This window comes from Rhizobium acaciae, assembly GCF_025941625.1.
GTDB classification, from domain to species: Bacteria; Pseudomonadota; Alphaproteobacteria; order Rhizobiales; family Rhizobiaceae; genus Rhizobium; species Rhizobium acaciae.
On record NZ_JAPCZO010000001.1, the window covers coordinates 552,675 to 571,116 of the forward strand.

Sequence of the window (18,442 nt, forward strand, 5' to 3'; positions counted from 1 at the left end):
TGCGCGTTCATCAGCAGGAAGAAACGGAATACGCTCAGACATAGAAATAAATTACAAGTACAATCAGGCTAAAAGATCCGGCCGCAACAGCATGACCGGGCAGGGCGCTCCGGCCGGCAGCTCCGGGGCATGCGGCGGGCGGATGACAAGGCAATCGGCTGCAGCGAAGACCTTCATCATCGAGGAATCCTGCTTGCCGAAGGGTTCGGCGAGCCAGTGGCCCGCGGCGGATTTCGAAAGTTTCGCTCTGATATAGTCCTGCCGGTGGTCGTTGGCGCGCAGTGTGACGGCCGCCTCCACCATTGCCTCGCGCTGCATCGGCGGCAGGGAGGCGAGCTTGCGGATCAGCGGCTCCAGGAAGAGCAGCGAACAGACGAGGCTGGAGACCGGATTGCCGGGCAGGCCGAGCACATGCGTCTCGCCGAAGCTGCCAACCATCAGCGGTTTGCCGGGGCGCATGGCGATGCGCCAGAAATCGAGCTGCATGCCGGCTTCGATCAGCGTGGCCTGCACCAGATCATGGTCGCCGACCGAAGCGCCGCCGAGCGTGACGATCACATCGACCTTGGCGTCCCGCGCCGTGTCGATCGCCGCGGTGATCTTGGCCTTGTCGTCAGGCACGATGCCGAGATCGAGCACATCGGCGCCGGCTTTGCGGGCAAGGGCTGCAATACCAAACGTATTGGATGCGATGATCTGCGAAGGGCCGGGCGTGCTTCCGGGCGGCAGCAGTTCGTCGCCGGTTGCAAGAATCGCGATCAGCGGGCGCCGCAGCACCTCGACATCCGGCCGGTTCATGCCGGCAGCAACCGTTAGCCGAGAGAAATCGAGCACGGTGCCGGCCGATAGCACGGCTTCGCCTTCGGTGAAATCCTGGCCGCGGGGACGCACATGCTGGCCCTGCCGCACAGGGAAATTGGTTCGGATGCCGCCCTCGATCATCTCCGCATCCTCCTGCAGCAGAACGCTATCGGCGCCTAGTGGAACAGGCGCGCCGGTGAAGATACGGACGGCTTCACCCTGGCTGACGCTTCCCTCGAAGCCGTGGCCGGCGGAAGACATGCCGATGACCTTCAGCTCGGCGCCCGGCTCCGGCGCGTCTTCGCGGCGCAGTGCATAGCCATCCATGGCGGAGGCATTGAAGGGCGGCTGGGTCAGGCCGGCGGTCAGATCGACGGCCAGGACGCGGCCCTCAGCCTCGGCAAGCGGCAGCGTCTCGGACGCAGCAATGGGCTTTGCGCGAGAGAGCAAGCGGTTCAGGGCCTCGGCGACCGGGAGAAGGTTCATCTTGCCTCCGGATGACGGAAATCACCGGATTTTCCGCCGGACTTTTCAAGAAGTCTGATGCCGCCGATTTCCATTGCCTTATCGGCCGCCTTGGCCATGTCGTAGATGGTCAGACAAGCGACCGAGACGGCGGTCAGCGCCTCCATCTCCACACCGGTCTTTCCGGTGAGCTTGGCGGTTGCCGTAACGCGCAGACCGGGCAGGGCGGCATCTTCCTCGATCTCGACGGTGACCTTCGTCAGCATCAGCGGATGGCAGAGCGGGATGAGATCGGCGGTGCGTTTTGCCGCCATGATGCCGGCAAGGCGCGCCGTGCCGATGACGTCACCCTTCTTGGCATTGCCTTGGACGATGAGAGCGAGCGTTTCCGGCGCCATCTTCACATGGCCCTCGGCAGTGGCGATGCGCACCGTCTCGGCCTTGTCGGAGACATCGACCATATGCGCCTCACCGGAGGCACCGATATGCGTGAGGCCTGGCTTTTGGCCGCTCATATCATTCGGCCGCGATGGCGGCTTCGCCAAAGAGCAGCGCGCGGGTGGCGGCGGCGACGTCCTCCTTGCGCATCAGGCTTTCGCCGACAAGGAAAGTATTGATGTCGACGGCCTGCAGGCGCTTGCAATCGGCATGGGTGAAGATGCCGCTTTCGCCGACCAGCAGCCGGTCATCAGGCACCATGGGGGCAAGCGCCTCGCTGACGGTGAGGCTGACCTCGAAAGTGCGCAGATTGCGGTTGTTGATGCCGATGAGCGGTGAAGAGAGTTTTAGCGCCCGCTCCATCTCCTCGGCGTCGTGGACTTCGACCAGCACGTCCATGCCGAGGGCGAAGGCCTCGTCCTGCAGGCGTTCGGCTTCATCGTCTGACAGCGAGGCCATGATCAAGAGGATGCAATCGGCGCCCCAGGCACGAGCCTCGTGCACCTGATAGGTCTCGAACATGAAATCCTTGCGCAGCGCCGGCAGCGTGCAGGCAGCGCGGGCGGCTGTCAGAAATTCCGGAGCACCCTGAAAGCTCGGCCTGTCAGTGAGCACCGAAAGGCAGGCGGCACCGCCGGCCTCATAGGCGCTCGCCAGCGACGGCGGATCGAAATCCGGGCGAATGAGGCCCTTCGAGGGGCTCGCCTTCTTGATCTCGGCGATCAGGCCGAAGCGGCCGGCATCACGCTTGGCAATGAGCGCCTTGTGAAAGCCGCGCGGGGCGGACTGGCCGGCCTGCATCGCCTTCAGATCGGCAAGCGACACGGTCGCCTTGGCAGCGGCGATCTCCTCGCGCTTGTAGAGTTCGATCTTCTTCAGGATATCGGTCATCGGGCAATCCTAGTCGATATCGTTGGAAACGGCGATGAGTTTGTCGAGGGCGAGCGCGGTGGAGCCACTATCCAGCGACTGCGTGGCCAGCGTCATGCCGTCGCGGATCGTCTCGACCTTGCCGGCGATGACGAGCGAGGCGGCGGCATTGGCGAGCGAGACATCGCGATAGGCATTCTTGGCGCCGCCGAGCACTTCGCGAAGCGCTGCGGCGTTGGCGACACCGTCACCGCCCTTGATGTCGGCGAGCACGCAAGGGCTGACGCCGAAATCGGCGGGCGAGAGCTCGAAGGTACGGATCTTGCCGTCTTCGAGTGCCGCGACTTGTGTGATGCCGGTGGTGGTGATCTCATCGAGGCCGTCGCCATGGACCACCCAGACGCATTCGGAGCCGAGATCGCGCATGACTTCGGCAAGCGGCACCAGCCATTGCGGCGAGAAGACGCCGAGCAGCTGGCGGCGGACGCCGGCCGGGCTGGAGAGCGGCCCGAGCAGGTTGAAGATCGTGCGTGTGCCGAGCTCGACCCTTGAGGGGCCAACATGGCGCATGGCGGAATGATGCAGCTGCGCGAACATGAAGCCGACGCCGGCTTCCGCAATGCAGCGGGAGATGATCTCGGGACCGACGTCGAGCTTGACGCCGAGTGCGGCCAGATTGTCGGCTGCGCCCGATTTCGAACTCAGCGCCCGGTTGCCATGCTTGGCGACGGGGACACCGGCGCCGGCGACGATCAGCGCTGCCAGCGTCGAGATGTTGTAGGTGCCGCTGGCATCGCCGCCGGTGCCGACGATGTCGATCGCATCAGCCGGCGCCTCGACGGTCAGCATCTTCGAGCGCATCGCGGTGACGGCGCCGACGATCTCGTCGACGGTTTCGCCGCGCACGCGCAGCGCCATCAGGAACCCGCCGATCTGCGAGGGCGTCGCCTGGCCCGACATCAGGATGTCGAAGGCGGCGCGGGCCTCGTCACGCGTCAGCGGCTCGCGGTTTGCAGCCTTGGCCAGGAACGGCTTCAGATCGGTCATAAAGCCTCCTAGCGGACCGTCGCCTGTTCAGCGAGTGTCTGGTTGATCTGTGCGCCATACTGCGTCTGCAGCAGGTTGACCATCTGATCGAGAATATCGTCGCCGGCGGCATTGGCCATGGCGGTGATCTGGGCATCGCGATTGTTCAGCACGTCGCCGGTCGGCTGGGTGTTGACCTCGGTGACCTTCAGCAGGATCTGCGTCGAGGGATCGGCGCCGACAGCACTCGCGACCGTGTCGACCGGGCCGGAAAAGGCGGCGGTGACGCCGGCACGGCCGAGGACCGCGTCATCGGTGGAGCGGGTGACACCGCTCTTGCTTTCGACGGCAATGCCGAGCGGCGTTGCGATATCGGCAAGTGCCGTGCCCTTGGCAGCTTCGGCCTTCAATTCACCGGCCTTCTTGGCGAGCTCGGCCTTCTGCTGCTCCGCCGTCCAGTCTTCGACGGCCTTTTCGCGCACTTCGGCGACCGGGCGGTCGCGGTCCGGCGTGATTTCGCGGACGTTGAACCAGACATAGCCGTCATTGCCGATCGGCAGCGGCGGCGCATCGACGCCGACTTCGGTCTTGAAGGCTTCGCCGAGCAGCTGCTGCTTGGCTGGGATATCCTTGACCTCTTTGCCGTCCTTGTCGGCGCCGGTCATATCGACGGCATCGACAGTCACGGCCTTGAGATTCAGCTGGCCGGCAATATCCTCGAGCGTCGAACCGCCCGCGCGCAGGTCCTCGATGCGGTCGTGAACATTGATCACTTCCTGTGAGGCGTTGGAGAGCGCCAGCTGCTTGCGGATATCCTCCTTCACCTCGTCGAAATTCTTCGCCGTTTCCGGCTTGATGTTGGTGACGCGCAGGATGACGGGGCCGAAGGAACCATCGACGACAGGCGTCGTGCCGCCATCGCGCGAAACCGTAAAGGCCGCATCGGCAACGGCCTGGTCGGGAACCTTGTCCTTGGTGAACTCGCCGAGCAGCACGTCGCTTGCCGTCTTGCCCTGGTCGGAGACCAGCTGATCGAACGTGGTACCGCTCTTCAGCGCCGTTTCGGCGGCGGTGGCGAGATCCTTGTTGGCGAAGGTCAGCTGTTCGATGGTGCGGCTTTCCGGCGTGCGATAGGTATCCTTGCTCTTGTCGAAGGCTTCGTGGATCTGGTCGTCGGTGACGGTCGCGGCATCGGCAATATCGCCAGGCTGCAGCTTGAGATAGACGAGCTTGCGGTATTCGGGCGCCCGGTAGCGCTGCTTGACACCTTCGAACCAGGTCGCCAGCACGTCGTCGGCCGGTGCCTTGATCGGCTCGATATTGGCATTGGTGAGCAGCAGGTATTCGACGCTGCGGCTTTCGTCACCATAGAGCTTCAGGGCGTCGACTAGCGTCTTCGGTGCGGTGAAGCCGTTGGAGATGGCATCGACCACCTGGCTGCGGACAGCGACCTTGCTGCGCTCCTTGATGTAATCGTCCTGGCGGATGCCGGCATTGCGCAGGCGCGAGATGAAGAGCTCGCGGTCGAACCGGCCATTGACGGCCTTGAAGGCCGGATCGTCAGCGATCAGCTGGGCGAGGCGATCTTCGGAAAGGCCGAGGTTCATGTCTTCGGCGAGCTGGTCGAGCGAGGCGCCGGCTACGAGCTGGGCGAGCACCTGCTGCTCGACGCCGAAGGCGCGGGCCTGCTCGGGGGTGAGGCGGGTGCCGAACTGTTGGCTGAGGCTTGCCACCTGGCGCTGATAGGCGAGGTGGAATTCGTTGACGTCCACATGCTGATCGCCGACGGTCACGACCGTGGTGCTGTTGCCGCCTGACAGCAGCTCATGCGACACACCCCAGACGCCGAAGGACGCGACGAGCAGAAGCAGGAGGAGCTTGGCAACCCAGGTCTGAGCAGCTCTTCTCAGGATATGGAACATTGAAACGCAAACCTCGCAGTATCATTGACCCGCGCGCGGGCGGACATTCGACGTTCCTTAAAACAAACCCGACAGGAAATGAAGGGTTTGTCGCGCGAAAAGCTGCACAAGGCGGCCGCTCGGCCGCGGCGGCTTTGCGACGAACAAAAGATCGGCTGCGACGGAACCTTTCGGGCCGCCATTTCGTTGAAGCGGCATCCCATGAAACAGGAGCAGACCATGGCAGAATTGAAAACCGCTTCCGCCGAATCCACCGCTGCGCGCGTCAAGGCTGATATTGCAGCAGACGATCTGTCGGCGCAGGTCGCAGCCCTTCGCAACGATCTCTCCCGACTGACGGAAAGCGTGGTCGCGCTGGGGCAGGGGGCGAAGTCGGCGGTAAGCGACGAGGCTTCGCTGATGACCGAACGGCTGCGCGACAAGGTGCGCGAAGAACCGCTCGTGGCGCTCGCCGTGACGGCAGGCATTGCCTACGTGTTCGGCCTGCTCAGCCGTCGCTGAACGGGAATTCAGGGGTAAGGAAAAGCCGGACGTCAGGAACGCCCGGCTTTTAACATTTCCGACGACCTGCAAAAGCGCCGGAGGCCAGCTATCGCGACCGAGTCAGCGGCGGATGACACGCCCGATCGCAATCAGGATGCAGGCACCGATGAAACCGGTGATCAGATAGCCCAGCCAACCGGCAAGCGGCTGGATGTTCAACAGACCCAGGATCCAGTTGGCGACGATGGCGCCGACGATGCCGAGCAATATGTTCATGAGCAAGCCCATGCTGCTGCTCATGACCTTTTCCGCCAGCCATCCGGCGATGCCGCCGATGATGATGGCTGCAATCCAACCCACGCCTGCGTTTTCCATGGTTATCTCCCTCCTGGCAAAACGAGTCACAGAATGCACGAAACCAAAGGAAGTTCCACTCCCAGTTACCGAGATCGCGTGCGCGTTCAGCAACTTATGTGACTCACGGCTGCAGCAGGGTGACCGGAGAGTGCAGCACGTTAGCAGCAATCTGGAACAGCAGGCCGGCAATGGCGAGCAGGGCGAAGCCGACCGGCATAATCAGGCTCTTGCTAAACATCTTTCCTCTCCCCTTTTGCGTAAAGCATAAGCGGAAGCGGACGGAGCGCAACAATATTGTTAACCGATAGTTAAGCTTGGCAATTAATTAAAATTAAATACATCAAAAGAGCGTAAAAATACTTGCGGATGTTGAAATCTTTGTTTTGCACCTTTCCCGTGTTGTTGAAGGATTGTCTGCCGATCTCCGCCTTGTCGTCGAGGAGGAAAATGGTCCTGCTATCTCTCCGGATCGCAAACGATGAGGTCGCAGAACGCCGTCGGCACTGGGTTCCAGTGATCGAGCGCCTTAGGGTCAATCCGTTTGCCGCGGGACAATCAGGTCCGGTGGACGATCAGCATGAAGACGAGGAAGGACGCTGTTGCGACCGTCGCGGCGAAGGCAATCTGGTAGTCCATGTCGTTAACCCAATTGGATGGCTCCCGTAAACGCCTGGCGCGTCACCGAGTTCCATGTCGCGAGTTCGCGCTCATCACCTGCGGATTGATTTTGACGAAGAATGCGTCATCTTCCCTAGAACAGGATGATTTTGGGGCCCCCCGGGCCTAAAAGTCTGAATCCTGTTCTAAATTAAGAGTTAGAGTATGATGTCGTCCGAAAACCGCTCACACTTTTCGGCATCATGCTCTGAATCACCTTTTCAATTCGGGGAAACACTTGATGCCAAAAGCTGCAATCGCCATCGCCTGTATCTGCCTGCTGACACTTTCCGGCTGCGGCAATACCGCATACGGGCTGAAGAAGGATGGACAGGAAGCAAGCCACGCCATGGACAATGCGACACATCGGGTGCTTTCGGCCGGCGCCAAGAAGTGATGCAGGCGATGGAATAAAAAAGCCCGCCTGGGGTGAGGCGGGCTTAAGACTAACAGGGAGGATGGGCGGATAGACTCCGCCTCAACTAATAAAGCATTTTCTTAAGCGCATGACTTTACGTCATTCGACGTAACGGCGACCGGTAACGACCGATGCGGCCATGATTCGCAATCGAATCGGAGATATCCGGATCGAATCAGAAGTTGCCCCAGTTCTGAGCGCGGGCACGAGCGCGAATAATCCGGTATTCGCGACCGCCATAGAGCGAGCCGATTGTCAGCAGAAGCGTCAGAACGTCCCAGATGATATGCATGTTATCCTCTTAGGTTGGACGGCCCTGCCGTCGATCGGTGAAGATACAATAGCAATCTTTCGAACGTGCTTATATGACAAGAAATCGGGATGAGCGGGAAAGCCGGCAGGGCGCTTCCGCAGAAGAGAGGCGGCATTGCCGCCTTGGAGCAGCAAAGTGAACAGATTCGACGGCGGCTTATGACGATTTTCTCCGTCCGCCACATCACGTCCTATCGTTACGTCAGGGACGTCGAATTCGGCGAGCATCGCTTGATGTTCCGGCCGCGCGACAGTTTCGACCAGCGGCTGATCGAAGCGTCGTTGACGATCTATCCCGAGGAAAATCATGTGCGCTGGATCCACGATGTTTTCGGCAATTGCGTGGCGCTCGTCGATATTTCGAGGCCGGCGTCCGAGCTTCGTTTCGAAACCTGGATCACGCTCGATCATACGCCCCAGGTCGCCCTGGATCTCAAGGTGGACGAGGAGGCCCTGACCTATCCATTCTCCTACGACAAGGATGAGATTGCCGATCTGACGCCGGCGATGCAGCGCCATTATCCAGATCCGAACGACGAGGTCGGACGCTGGGCGCGCCAGTTCGTGCGCCAGGGGCGTCCGACGGAGACCGGGCATCTGCTGATGACGCTCTGTTACGCCATCCGCGAAAGCTTCGTCTATGCGCGGCGCCAGGAACATGGGACGCAGACGCCGGTCCAGACCTTGCACCTTCGTTCCGGCACCTGCCGGGATTTTGCGCTTCTGATGATGGAGGCGGCACGCATCCTCGGCCTCGCGGCGCGGTTCGTCACGGGCTATGTCTATGTTCCCGACCGGGACGGTTCCACCGTGCTCGGCGGCGGCTCCACGCATGCGTGGTGCCAGATCTATCTTCCGGGCGCCGGCTGGACGGAGTTTGATCCGACCAACGGCATCGTCGGCAACCGCGATCTCATTCGTGTCGCGGTTGCCCGCGATCCGCGCCAGGCGGTCCCGTTAAGCGGCAGCTATGATGGGGACGGGAAGGATTTCGACAGCATGACGGTGCAGGTCAACGTCACCACGAGGTAATCTCGATTACCTCCGAAGTAATCTTGGATTACAATGAGATAATCTCGATTATTCCGAGGTGATCTGATTACCCCGAGGTAGCCGCGCGGAGACGATCGTGTCTGCGGGAACCGGGTAGCGCGATCAACGTTCCATACTCACCTCCACCTCTGCGGAGACGCGATAAGGAAGCGACAATGAAGATACGCGCCGGGTTTCATCTGGGCTATGAATGCACGCAGCCGACCCCGATGCTGCTCGTCCTCAATATCCATCCCTCCCGTCGCGCCGATCTTCTCAGCGATCAGACCTTGACATTCGACCGGCCGATCGAGGCCTGGAGCTATACTGATGTATTCGGCAATGCCTGCAGCCGGATCGTCGCTCCGCCGGGGCTGACGACGATCTCAACGGAATTCGAGATCTACGACAGCGGCCAACCCGACATCGTTCCCGACGATGCCGTTCAGCACGCGATCAATGACCTGCCGGACGATGTGCTGGTCTTCCTGCTCGGTAGCCGCTATTGCGACACAGACAGGCTTGCAGATTTCGCCTGGGCCAGGTTCTCGTCGACGCCGCTCGGCTGGGCGCGCGTCCAGGCGATCTGCGATTTCGTCCATGACCACATCACCTTCGATTACCTGAAGGCCGACGTGCTGAGGACCGCGCATGGCGGCTTCACCGACAAGGCGGGCGTCTGCCGCGACTTTGCCCATCTCGCCATCGCGCTTTGCCGATGCATGAATATCCCCGCACGATATTGCACCGGTTATCTCGGCGATATCGGCGTTCCGATCGATCCCAATCCGATGGACTTCAGCGCCTGGTTCGAGGTCTTTCTCGGCGGCCACTGGCATACGGTCGACGCCCGCCACAATACGCCGCGCATCGGACGGATTCTGATGGCGACCGGCCGCGACGCCACCGACGTCGCCATGTCGACGGCCTTCGGTCCGGCAACGCTCTCCCGTTTCGAGGTGATCACCGAGGAAGTGCCGCAGGAGGCGGTGAAGGCCGATTGATCGGCGAGCGGCCTTACGATGCGTCGACAACCAGCATCGAGGGCAGCATCGCGGGCGAAGCAGATCCTATGCCTTCTTCAAAAACTCGGTTTTCAGCACGAGGCCTTTGACCTGCTTGGTGCTGCACTCGATCTCGCCCGGATTGTCGGTCAGGCGAATGCCCTTGACCAGCGTTCCACGCTTCAGCGTCTCCGAGGTTCCCTTGACCTTGAGGTCCTTGATGAGCGTCACGGAATCGCCATCGTGAAGCTGGCTTCCGTTGCTGTCCTTTACAATGATGTCGGTCATAATGTCCCCGCTTGGTGATCCGGACGGGAAATCATGGCGACGCAGGATAGTCAATACGAACGGATCAATTGGCCTGACCTCAGACCCTACGCGGCCCTTCAATCAGCTCGCGCGCAGGCGTCCCGAACGCAGCCGCGCAGCCAGCGATGCGCCGGATCGGCATCCATCCTGGGGTGCCAGAGCAATGAGACCGTGATCTCAGGCGTCGGGAGGGGGAGGGGAAAACTGTGCATTCCCGCGCGCAAGGCTCCCGTGTGCCGTTCGGGTACGCTGGCGATCAGATCGGAGTTCCGGGCGAGCACCAACGCCGTGGAAAAACCGCTGACGATGGTGGCGATCTGCCGTTCCAGCCCGAGCCTATTCAGGGCGTCATCGATCGGTCCCTTGTCGAGCCCGCGCCGCGAGACGTAGATGTGCTGGCCGCGCGCATAAAGGGAGGACGTGATCTCGCGCTCGCAAAGCTGGTGCCCCAAGCGCACGACGCCGATGAAGCGATCGCGGAACAAGGCCTGCGCCCGCACCTCCGGCCCGGTCGTCCCGCCGACGACGCCGGCTTCCAGATCGACGGTCCCATCGCGAAGCGGAGCGCTGTCCTTGTCCGGTTTCTGCACGAAGCGCAGCCGCACACCGGGCGCTTGCCGGCCGAGGCGGGCAATGAGATCGGGGCCGAAGCTCTCGGCAAAGCCTTCGCTGGTGCGCAGCGTGAACGTCCGGACCAAGCGTTGAAGGTCGAGCGCCTCGGCAGGACGCAGGATCGCCTGCGCGTCCTCGACAATCCGGCCGACCCGCTCGCGCAGTTCGAGCGCACGGGGCGTGGGGACGAGGCCGCGGCCGGCGCGCACCAACAGCGGATCGCCGGTCGTTTCACGCAGTCGCGCTAAGGCCCGGCTCATCGCCGACGGGCTGAGCCGCAGCCTTTGCGCCGCACGCGCAACGCTGCCCTCGGCAAGCAGCACATCGAGGGTGACTAGCAGGTTGAGATCGGGTGTCGACATGCATCAGCTATAACACGCTTTCATCGTGATGTGGCGTCAAACACATGAATGAAGTGCAAATCATGCGCCTTCCGCCATATCAAGCAGAGGACTAGGTTTTCATCAGTTCCATTCGGGGAACTAAGAGAAAACGGAGTTCACGGGGTGAAATCGATCATTGCAGAGCGAAGCGAGGCCATCGCCGAACAGGCACCCTCCGCACGATGGGCGCTTGCCAGTCTTTCCCTCTCGATGCTGCTGCCGTCACTCGGCACCAGCATCGCCAATGTTGGCCTGCCGAGCCTGGCGCAGGCGTTCGATGCGGCCTTCCAGGAAGTGCAGTGGATCGTTCTGGCCTACCTCCTTGCCATCACCACCCTGATCGTCAGCGTCGGACGGCTCGGTGATATCACCGGCCGACGCCGGCTGCTGCTCATCGGCATCCTGCTCTTCACGCTGGCCTCGATCCTCTGCGGCGTCGCGCCGACGCTGTGGCTGTTGATTGCCGCGCGCGCTGTGCAGGGCTTGGGTGCGGCCATCATGATGGCGCTCACCATGGCCTTTGTCGGCGAAACGGTGCCGAAGGAAAGAACAGGGAGCGCCATGGGGCTGCTCGGAACGATGTCGGCGTCCGGTACCGCTCTTGGGCCCTCGCTCGGCGGCCTGCTGATCGCCGGGCTCGGCTGGCCGGCAATCTTTCTCGTCAACGTGCCGCTCGGCGTTCTGACCTTCGTTCTCGCCTATCGGTATCTACCCGCCGATATCAGCAAGGGGACGACGGATCGGAAGAGTTTCGACATGGCGGGCACACTGCTGCTTGCGTTGACGCTGTCGGCCTATGCGCTGGCGATGACGATCGGGCACGGTCGCTTTGGCCCGCTGAACATCGCTCTGCTCTCGGCCGCCGTCTTCGGCACCGGTTTGTTCGTCTTCGCCGAGGCGAGAGCGGCATCGCCGCTGATCCAGTTGACGGTATTCCGCAATCGCGTGCTCACCGCCAGCCTGGCGATGAACGCGCTGGTTTCGACAGTGATGATGGCGACGTTGGTAGTCGCGCCGTTCTATCTCTCTCATGCGCTCGGGCTCAATCAAGCTCTCGTCGGCATCGTCATGTCGATCGGCCCCATCATCTCCATCTTGAGCGGTGTCCCGGCCGGCCGCCTGGTCGACCGTCTGGACGCGCCATTCGTGGTTGTCGCAGGGCTCGTTGCCATGGCTGCAGGTTCCATCGCCATGGCCGTGCTGCCCGGGATATCAGGCTACATCGCCGCAATCGCCATGCTGACACCCGGCTATCAGCTGTTCCAGGCGGCCAACAACACCGCTGTCATGGCGGATGTCCGCCCGAACCAGCGGGGCGTCATCTCCGGCATGCTCAACTTGTCACGCAATCTCGGGCTGATTACCGGTGCATCCGTGATGGGGGCCATATTCTCGCTTGCCTCGGGAACCGCCGATGTCGCTACGGCGCATCCCGAAGCCGTTGCCTCAGGCATGCGGATCACCTTCGCCGTCGCGGGGACATTGATTATCGTCGCGCTCGCCATCGCGGCCGGGATTTATCGACGCCGAACCAATTCCGAAGCATGATCAGCGCCCGGTATGGACATGCAAGCAAAAGCCGCAGGCAATTAACTGGACTCGAGCTTGCCGGTCCAGCGGTTTCGCCCCTTCCAATATGAGCACTCCGGGCAGGCCTCGCCGCTCGGATAGTCGATTCCCTCCTCGTGGGGGCACCCGATGATTCCTTCCGCCATCACCACCGATTTCACCTCACTCTCGCGCAGGAATGCGGCGATCTCGGCGATAACGGTCTCGTCCGTCCTGAGATCGCCGGTTTCGGCAAACCAACGGCGCAGATCGGCCGGATCCGCATGCAGCGCCGTCATGATGCTGACCGCGGCCTTGCTGGCGCGGCGGTTGTCAGGCCCATAAAAGGCGATCGTACCCATGGGGTAGCCGCGGTTGCCGCGCTTGCTCTTTTTCTCGAGCCATTTCCGTGGTTGCCAGCCTAATTTCATCGTCGCTGCTCGCTTTTCAGTGGTTTGCTATTCTATTATCCAGCCTAATTCGTGGGGTAAAGTTCGGTGAGCATATGGCGGGCAAGAGACAATGGATCAGGACACCGAGCGAGAATCCGGCTTTGGTCGACAATCTCGAGAAGCAGGCGATTATCGCGGCCTGCGAAGCCTTCATTCGCGATATTCTAAAGCCCCGCTTCCTGCCCGAGATCCAGCCGACCAAATGGAACTACGTCGTCGATATCAGAGGCTCATGGGCGGGAAATCGATATCGGTTCATGCAGCGCTACAGATCCGGCTTTGAGGACAATCGCGGCGAAGAGTTCGATGCCCCCTTCGCCCGTATCGACCGCATGGGACCCGATCGGTTCGATATCTATTGGATGCGGCACACAGGCAAATGGTGGCGGCTTCATTCCGGGGTGACGCTTGCCGAGGCGCTACGAATCCTCGAAACTGACGGCGTGCTGCATCCGGTCTGATCACGACTGAACGGCGCCGCAGACTGGAACCGCCTTCGTCCACGATGAAATCTCGACCACCACGGCCATGAGCGAATATCAATATTACGAATTCCAAGCGATCGACCGCCCCCTCAGTGACGCGGATCGCCGGTCCCTTCGGGATTTGTCGACCCGGGCGCGGATCACGGCCACGAGCTTTACCAACTCCTACGAATGGGGCGACTTCAAAGGTGACCCGGCCGATCTCATGGAGCGCTGGTTCGATTTGCACCTCTATCTCGCCAACTGGGGGACGAGGCGCCTGATGATCCGCTTTCCGAAGCGGCTCGTCGACCAGCAGCGCCTCGACGGGTTTCTCGGCGCGGTCGATTGCGCCGAACTCACCACATCAGGCGAAAACCTGATCCTCGACATAATCTGCGAGGAAGTGGAACCCGACGATGATTGGGAAGAGGGGCCGGGCTGGCTCGCGGCGCTGATGCCGTTGCGCGCGGACGTGCTAGGCGGTGATCTCCGGCTCTTCTATCTGCTGTGGCTGATGGCCGTTCAGGCGGAAACGCTCGGGCCGGAGGAGGTAGCGCCACTGCCGGGGCTAGGCCCGATGACCGATGCGCTTGAAGCCTTCGCGCAATTCTTCGGTCTCGATGCCGACCTCGTTGTCGCGGCCGCCGAACGCCCGGCCGAAACGACATTGGCAGGCTCCGTGGCATCGGACACCGTCCAAAGTTTCGTCGCCGCCTTGCCCGACAGCGAGAAGACGGAGATGCTCATCCGTCTAATCGAGGGCGGTCCGTATGTGGCAAGCGAGTTGCAGAAAAGCGCCCGGAGCTTCTCCGCCGCGGCCTCCGCAACCGACCCTGCTGCCGCCCCACTCACGGTCGCGGAACTGCAAGCCCATGCCGGCGCGATTCGCGATGTCCGCGAACGCAAGGAAAACGAGCGGCTGGCGGCAGAACGAAAAAAGCAGGAGGCGGAAGAAGCCCGCGCCCGCCGCACACGCCTCAACGCGATCATCCAGCGGGGCGATGCTGTCTGGCGCGAGATCGAGACCGAGATCGAGCGCCGCAACGCTTCCGGCTATGACAAGGCTGCCAGCCTGCTCACCGACCTGAAGACGATCGCCGAACAAAATGGCGGCACGGCCGATTTCACCCGCCGCCTGCATTCGATCCGCGAACGCCACGCTCAGAAGGGGCGCTTCATCGAGCGGCTGAACGCTTTCGGTTAGAAGCTCAGACCAAGGTCCGATCCATCCCGGACTTCGTGCCCATAGCAACTTTCGGTCAACGCGATAGGTCCTTGCGGCATGCGTGGAGGTTTCGGAGTTTTGCTGTGACTAAAATGTTCGTTGCGGGGATGATACTGACACCGCTCATCTTCTGGGGTTCTATCGGCTTCCTGATATACGCGTACTTCTCGTGAGGGCTGTCCGGCAATAATCGACTGAGGTCGGCCGTGTCCCGCTTATCTGTCGATATGAGCGACGGCGCTGAGGACGGCCACGTGATCTCGTGGCAGCGACGTGACGTCAATCTGCCGCCCGACCCCATTCTTAAGTTAATGGCGGTCGCGTCCTGTTGCTGCCTGTATATCATCTCATCGTCGACGCAAAGGAGGAGGGTGAAACTCATCTGTTGCCCTCAGGGAAGGCCAACCTTCCTCAGGTACAAAACCGCAATTTTCGGAAAATGACGGATGGCGGAAGGGTCGCGAACTTTACGACATCGAAATTGTTAGCTCAGCTCACGGCAGGCAGCGGCGAACGGTCGTTGGCCCGGCCATCGAACCCATCGCCGGCTGATCATGATCCGCCACATTCGCGACCACACCAGCGGCGCGCCGGCCGGTCTTTTCTGAGATGCTCGCAGCCGTTCATCGGAGGTTAATGCCTATTAACCCAGAATCGCAGCCTGAAAGGATGCGCCGATGAAGATGCTTTTTTCCTCATTTGCAGCCATGATCTTGTCTGCATCTTTCGCCCTGCCGCTGAACGCCGCCCCGATCGTCGTGCCGAACGCAGTGCATATGCATACCCCCGACGTCGAGCAGGTCAAACACCGTCGCCACGGTAATGGACATGCGTATGGCCACCGGAAGAAACACCGGTACGCTTACCGCGACTGTCGGTATTACGGCTCGTGCTATCGTCCGCGGTATTACGGCAGTCGCGACTATTACGGCTATCGCGACCGTTACCCCGATCGTCGTCGGTCAGGCGTGACCGTGTATTTCGATTTTTAGCCGGCAGCGCCACTGAAGCCAACCTTGGTGCTCAACAAATGCGTCGTCAGGCTCATCAGCCTGGCGGTTTTCATACCAGAAACGGGGTTATGACAAGCGTGCAATTCTCGCGCGGAAAGCAGAAATTGTGCAACAAAATCAATATAAGGATGGCGGAAGAGGTGGGATTCGAACCCACGGTACGGTTTCCCGCACGCCGGTTTTCAAGACCGGTTCCTTAAACCACTCGGACACTCTTCCATCTGATTGAAAGGTGGTGAAATCAACATGCTGTTGATTTCTACGAACCGGTCATTGCTACCGATTTGCGACCCAATCACTCGATGGCTGGCTTTTTAGCAGCTTTGATAGCAGCGTCAACGTGCTCTGCAGCATTTGCCCGCCTCCTTGGCATGACGTGGAACAAATTCGAGCGTGGGCCGAGGAGGGCCTGTTCCGCTCATTTGAAATGACTCGCGTTCTCCCCGGCTTGGGCGTTAACTGTGTGTTCTGGTGGAGGAAACAAACCATGGCTATGTATCTCACGCGCTTCAGCTACACGCCCGAGACATGGGCGCGGATGATCGAAAAGCCCGAGGATCGCCGGGAGGCCGCACGCAGTTACATTGAATCCGTGGGCGGAAAGCTCCATGGCTTCTGGTACGCCTTCGGCGAGCATGATGGTTGGAATTTGTGGGAGGCGCCTGATAACGTATCGATGGCGGCTGTCGCACTGGCGATCGGCGCAGGAGGCGCGCTCAGCTCCATGGAGACCACTGTCCTCCTCAGCGTCGAGGATACGATCGAAGCCTTGGAAAAGGCGAAGTCGATACGCTATCGTCCGCCGGCAGCGTAGGCGGCGGCCCACGGCTTCCCATGCACGTCGAAGATCGGCGCTTTGCGCTTCTCGTTCCGGCGCAAGCTTGTGAATTGCGCCGGAGACATGACAGACTTAGCTTCCGTCAGATCCAAGGCCCTTCGGACCGTTGAGCTGGTTCATATCCTCGCCGAGAGATCGAACCGCCTCCATCGTCACGGCGAGGGCCGACATCAGGAGTGCGATGTCGTTGTCGTTATCCGACTGGGAAAGCGCGCGAGATCGAGCGTGCAACTGCTGGCTGGCCGTGTTGAGCTGCGTCAGGGTTTCATCATTCATGGTGATCCTCCAAAGGTCTAAACCTTCAAAGCCGGTGGCGGACAATTCGTTCCCACACAGAACGAAGCGTCGCCCCGCTGCGGCGCATCAAATACGCGCGGAGCGTGTTTCAATTTGGAGCTTCTGGGGTGTCCGGAAGCGCCCGGATGTTCACCATATGCCTCGCATCGGCACGATGATTTCGGGCCTTATTGCGGCGGCGGTGGGGCGGGCGGAAAGGGATCGCGTTAGTGATTTATAAACCATAATCATTGGAATTGTCGCTATCGCTGCGAAATCGTTCATAAATTTGCCATGAACTTAACAAGATTAAAGCCTCGTTAGGCGGGTGGGGATAAGGCGTTATTGGCCCAGGATGGGGCAAGGTTCCTTAACCATAACGATCTCTGAGCGGCGTGGGACATATGAAACTGGAATACGGGGCGGCGTCTTTCGCAACGACAGCACGGTGGCTGGCGATCTCGGCGATGTGTGCAACGGTTGCGGCGTGTGGCACCACACAGGCAGTGCCGAAGAAGAAATCCCACGGCAAAGAGTATTTCTCCGAATCCGAGTATGGCGTGAAGGCGAGCCCGCGGGTCGCCACCGGCAACAATATCCCCAAGGGCGGCGGCCGCTACATCGTCGGCAACCCTTACGAAGTGAAGGGCAAGTGGTATTATCCGAAGGAAGATTTCGCCTATAACAAGGTTGGCGTCGCTTCCTGGTATGGCTCTGCCTTTCACGGGCGCCTGACGGCGAACGGCGAAGTCTACGACCAGATGCATCTTTCCGCCGCACATCCGACCTTCCCGCTGCCGAGCTATGCGCGCGTCACCAATCTCGAATCAGGCTCCTCCGTCATCGTGCGCGTCAACGATCGCGGTCCCTATCACGCAGGCCGCATCATCGATCTTTCCAACAAGACGGCTGACATGCTGGACCTGCAGCACAGCGGCACCGGCAAGGTGCGCGTGCAATATGTCGGCCGCGCCCGCATGGACGGCCACGACATGCCCTATCTGATGGCCTCCTACGCGCCGAAGGGCAGCCGTATTCCCGGCGTCAATCCGGAAGGCCAGATCGCAACCGGCGTAATGGTCGCCTCCAACAGTCGGAAGATCACCCGCGATCAGCTGCAGAGTTCGGAAAGCTACGAGACGCCGGCCAACGTGCCGGTGCCGATGTCGGCGACGTCCTTTGCCGGTTCGACGCCGAACGCACGCTACAATGCGGCACGCGCAGCAGCACCCGCTCTGGCACCGGCTGCCCATGTTCTGGTCGCGCCATCGGCACCGTCCTTCAACAATGGCGCGCAGGCCATGGACCAGATGGTCGTGCTGCCGCAGATCGGTCCGATGCCCTATGAACGGCCCCAGAATTCGCTGGCGCTCGGCTACCAGAACGAAGAGGTGAAGACGGTGACCGTCGATCTCGCCTTCGACGCGGTGATGGTGCGCAATGACGGGCTGACCCAAGAGTCCATCCTTGCCTCCGCCAAGCGCCAGCAGGCAAAGTTCGCCGCCCGCTGAACTGGCAATTGCATCGGATTTCC

At 61.1% G+C, this 18,442-nt stretch carries 20 protein-coding genes and 1 tRNA gene; 10 read left to right on the plus strand and 11 right to left on the minus strand.

Annotated elements, in window-relative coordinates:
* Positions 1-63: 63 nt before the first annotated feature.
* Genes OLZ32_RS02785 through OLZ32_RS02805 form a run of 5 tightly spaced genes read right to left on the minus strand, consistent with a single transcriptional unit; the run spans position 64 to position 5,522 of the window.
* The gene (locus OLZ32_RS02785) at positions 64-1,287 is read right to left on the minus strand and encodes a molybdopterin molybdotransferase MoeA (protein WP_264395493.1); all 1,224 of its coding nucleotides are present in this window, start codon (positions 1,285-1,287) and stop codon (positions 64-66) included.
* Positions 1,284-1,781 (minus strand): cyclic pyranopterin monophosphate synthase MoaC, encoded by a 498-nt coding sequence (gene moaC / locus OLZ32_RS02790; RefSeq protein WP_130743965.1) that lies wholly within the window; start codon positions 1,779-1,781, stop codon positions 1,284-1,286. The genes OLZ32_RS02785 and moaC overlap by 4 nt, the downstream gene beginning before the upstream one ends.
* Position 1,782: 1 nt before the next feature.
* Positions 1,783-2,595: an indole-3-glycerol phosphate synthase TrpC gene (gene trpC / locus OLZ32_RS02795; protein ID WP_264395494.1), complete on the minus strand. Its 813-nt coding sequence runs from the start codon at positions 2,593-2,595 to the stop codon at positions 1,783-1,785.
* A gap of 9 nt (positions 2,596-2,604) precedes the next feature.
* A complete protein-coding gene (trpD, locus tag OLZ32_RS02800; RefSeq protein ID WP_264395495.1) occupies positions 2,605-3,621 on the minus strand; it encodes an anthranilate phosphoribosyltransferase in 1,017 nt (338 codons plus the stop codon).
* An 8-nt stretch (positions 3,622-3,629) separates the two neighbouring features.
* The gene (locus OLZ32_RS02805) at positions 3,630-5,522 is read right to left on the minus strand and encodes a peptidylprolyl isomerase (RefSeq protein WP_264395496.1); all 1,893 of its coding nucleotides are present in this window, start codon (positions 5,520-5,522) and stop codon (positions 3,630-3,632) included.
* Between the two features lie 219 nt (positions 5,523-5,741).
* On the opposite strand from OLZ32_RS02805, the gene OLZ32_RS02810 reads away from it, so the two are divergent.
* Positions 5,742-6,023: a hypothetical protein gene (locus OLZ32_RS02810; protein WP_264395765.1), complete on the plus strand. Its 282-nt coding sequence runs from the start codon at positions 5,742-5,744 to the stop codon at positions 6,021-6,023.
* A gap of 102 nt (positions 6,024-6,125) precedes the next feature.
* Here the strand turns inward: OLZ32_RS02810 and OLZ32_RS02815 are convergent, their stop codons facing one another.
* The gene (locus tag OLZ32_RS02815) at positions 6,126-6,380 is read right to left on the minus strand and encodes a GlsB/YeaQ/YmgE family stress response membrane protein (protein ID WP_020050024.1); all 255 of its coding nucleotides are present in this window, start codon (positions 6,378-6,380) and stop codon (positions 6,126-6,128) included.
* A gap of 880 nt (positions 6,381-7,260) precedes the next feature.
* Here OLZ32_RS02815 and OLZ32_RS02820 point away from each other — a divergent pair.
* The 3 genes from OLZ32_RS02820 to OLZ32_RS02830 all read left to right on the plus strand — a co-directional run bounded on the left by OLZ32_RS02820 (position 7,261) and on the right by OLZ32_RS02830 (position 9,785).
* Positions 7,261-7,416, plus strand: coding sequence for a hypothetical protein (locus OLZ32_RS02820; protein ID WP_018445292.1), 156 nt, complete (start codon positions 7,261-7,263; stop codon positions 7,414-7,416).
* Positions 7,417-7,908: 492 nt separating this feature from the next.
* Positions 7,909-8,781, plus strand: coding sequence for a transglutaminase family protein (locus tag OLZ32_RS02825; RefSeq protein ID WP_026159892.1), 873 nt, complete (start codon positions 7,909-7,911; stop codon positions 8,779-8,781).
* Between the two features lie 176 nt (positions 8,782-8,957).
* Complete coding sequence (locus OLZ32_RS02830) at positions 8,958-9,785, plus strand: transglutaminase-like domain-containing protein (protein ID WP_003539794.1); 828 nt, start codon at positions 8,958-8,960, stop codon at positions 9,783-9,785.
* 66 nt (positions 9,786-9,851) lie between these two features.
* Here the strand turns inward: OLZ32_RS02830 and OLZ32_RS02835 are convergent, their stop codons facing one another.
* Positions 9,852-10,073, minus strand: coding sequence for an alkylphosphonate utilization protein (locus OLZ32_RS02835; RefSeq protein ID WP_020050017.1), 222 nt, complete (start codon positions 10,071-10,073; stop codon positions 9,852-9,854).
* A gap of 98 nt (positions 10,074-10,171) precedes the next feature.
* Complete coding sequence (locus tag OLZ32_RS02840) at positions 10,172-11,068, minus strand: LysR family transcriptional regulator (protein ID WP_264395497.1); 897 nt, start codon at positions 11,066-11,068, stop codon at positions 10,172-10,174.
* A 144-nt stretch (positions 11,069-11,212) separates the two neighbouring features.
* On the opposite strand from OLZ32_RS02840, the gene OLZ32_RS02845 reads away from it, so the two are divergent.
* Positions 11,213-12,637 carry an MFS transporter gene (locus OLZ32_RS02845; protein WP_264395498.1) on the plus strand — a complete coding sequence of 475 codons (1,425 nt, stop codon included), beginning with the start codon at positions 11,213-11,215 and terminating at the stop codon, positions 12,635-12,637.
* A gap of 41 nt (positions 12,638-12,678) precedes the next feature.
* On the opposite strand, the gene OLZ32_RS02850 is transcribed toward OLZ32_RS02845, so the two are convergent.
* Positions 12,679-13,068, minus strand: coding sequence for a hypothetical protein (locus OLZ32_RS02850; protein WP_020486793.1), 390 nt, complete (start codon positions 13,066-13,068; stop codon positions 12,679-12,681).
* Between the two features lie 74 nt (positions 13,069-13,142).
* Here OLZ32_RS02850 and OLZ32_RS02855 point away from each other — a divergent pair, with 74 nt between their 5' ends.
* From OLZ32_RS02855 to OLZ32_RS02865, 3 genes are all read left to right on the plus strand, one after another.
* Positions 13,143-13,550, plus strand: a complete 408-nt coding sequence (locus OLZ32_RS02855; RefSeq protein WP_264395499.1) for a DUF3024 domain-containing protein — start codon at positions 13,143-13,145, stop codon at positions 13,548-13,550.
* 67 nt (positions 13,551-13,617) lie between these two features.
* Positions 13,618-14,760 (plus strand): hypothetical protein, encoded by a 1,143-nt coding sequence (locus tag OLZ32_RS02860; protein WP_264395500.1) that lies wholly within the window; start codon positions 13,618-13,620, stop codon positions 14,758-14,760.
* A 698-nt stretch (positions 14,761-15,458) separates the two neighbouring features.
* Entirely contained in the window at positions 15,459-15,773 is a 315-nt protein-coding gene (locus tag OLZ32_RS02865) for a hypothetical protein (protein ID WP_003539783.1), read from the plus strand.
* A 150-nt stretch (positions 15,774-15,923) separates the two neighbouring features.
* Here OLZ32_RS02865 and OLZ32_RS02870 read toward each other — a convergent pair.
* Positions 15,924-16,013, minus strand: a tRNA-Ser gene (locus OLZ32_RS02870).
* 268 nt (positions 16,014-16,281) lie between these two features.
* On the opposite strand from OLZ32_RS02870, the gene OLZ32_RS02875 reads away from it, so the two are divergent.
* Positions 16,282-16,608 carry a GYD domain-containing protein gene (locus OLZ32_RS02875; RefSeq protein ID WP_164902201.1) on the plus strand — a complete coding sequence of 109 codons (327 nt, stop codon included), beginning with the start codon at positions 16,282-16,284 and terminating at the stop codon, positions 16,606-16,608.
* A gap of 96 nt (positions 16,609-16,704) precedes the next feature.
* Here OLZ32_RS02875 and OLZ32_RS02880 read toward each other — a convergent pair whose 3' ends face one another.
* Positions 16,705-16,908, minus strand: coding sequence for a hypothetical protein (locus OLZ32_RS02880; protein ID WP_017988383.1), 204 nt, complete (start codon positions 16,906-16,908; stop codon positions 16,705-16,707).
* A 404-nt stretch (positions 16,909-17,312) separates the two neighbouring features.
* On the opposite strand from OLZ32_RS02880, the gene OLZ32_RS02885 reads away from it, so the two are divergent.
* Positions 17,313-18,419, plus strand: a complete 1,107-nt coding sequence (locus OLZ32_RS02885; RefSeq protein ID WP_264395501.1) for a septal ring lytic transglycosylase RlpA family protein — start codon at positions 17,313-17,315, stop codon at positions 18,417-18,419.
* Positions 18,420-18,442 lie beyond the last annotated feature (23 nt).